Here is a 1,108-nt window from a genome sequence, read left to right as displayed (position 1 = left end):
GCCGCTGGCCACGCTGAAGGATTACGAAAAGGCCAATACCAAGGTAGATACCCCGAAGAAGTAAACGGGTTTTGTCTCACTGCGAAAAGGCCGGTTTCCCGGCCTTTTCGCTTTTCCGCTCCCCATTGCATCCATTACGCAATGCACTGCGTATATGCCGGGCAGAACGGCCCGCGGCTTGATCGTGCCGGCGGGCAATGGCCCGCATGTGGAACCGGGCTGGTATTTCTGCCGGTGGCTAGCGCCCGGGCGAGGTTCTACAGTGGCCTTGAACCCTCCTGCGCACATGCTTCAGGTCAATGACCGCGCAAGCTGTGGAAAGCTGGTTGTATGGCTGGAATGGACGGCTTTTTCTGACGGCCGTTGATTGCGGCGGCAGAGCATGAAAAACACAGCATCACTGATCGGGTATGTAAGACAATACTGACGTTCACCATGCGTTGCATGGCAACTGCCACCGGTGCGAAGGCTAGTGAAAATATGGCACTAACTCAGGTATATCAGCAACCTATGCGCCACTGTATGGTTTTATTTTGATGGTTTTCTTTGTAAGAAAAATAATTACGTGATATTTTCACGCTGTTTCGCCAATCCGACTTCTTTCCAGCGTTTTTTGCAGCGCAACGTGCCGCCCTCCTGCATGCTCCGCATTCAGGGAGGTGCCCATGTGCTGCCCGCCATCACGCATTGAAATAACCGAAGGGAACGTACCATGTACTACAAGCAGGCAAGGGTGCTCGCTGCAGCGTATTTGATCGGTTTGCCACTGTGCGTCATGTCCGCAAACGGCCATGCCGAAACGCTGAACGAAGCCACGGCAAAGGCCATCAGCAAACATCCGGAACTGCGCTCGCGCTATTACGATTACCGTGCTGCCGGCGAAGACCAGAAAGCCATCAAGGGCCGCTACCTGCCGCGCGTCGATGTGGCCGCTTCGTACAACAAGGAATGGCAGACCCGCCCCATCGCCGGCTCCTATGATTTCAACCATCCTGGCGCCTCGGTCGAGCTGCGGCAGATCCTGTTCGATGGCCTGTATACCCAGAGCGAATCGCGTCGCTTGGGCTACACGCGTGAAACCCGGCTGCAGGAAGTGCAGGCCGCCAGC

Annotated in this window: 1 protein-coding gene; it reads left to right on the top strand. The window is 56.0% G+C overall.

Annotation, left to right across the window (positions count from 1 at the left end):
• Positions 1 to 712 precede the first annotated feature (712 nt).
• A partial coding sequence (locus IGB42_RS21810; protein ID WP_159675656.1) for a TolC family protein occupies positions 713 to 1,108 on the top strand: 396 nt, incomplete at its 3' end.

The organism is Andreprevotia sp. IGB-42 (assembly GCF_009848685.1).
In the GTDB taxonomy this organism is placed as follows: domain Bacteria; phylum Pseudomonadota; class Gammaproteobacteria; order Burkholderiales; family Chitinibacteraceae; genus Andreprevotia.
Note: the sequence above shows the minus strand (reverse complement) of the source record. Positions and strands in the feature narration are given on the sequence as shown.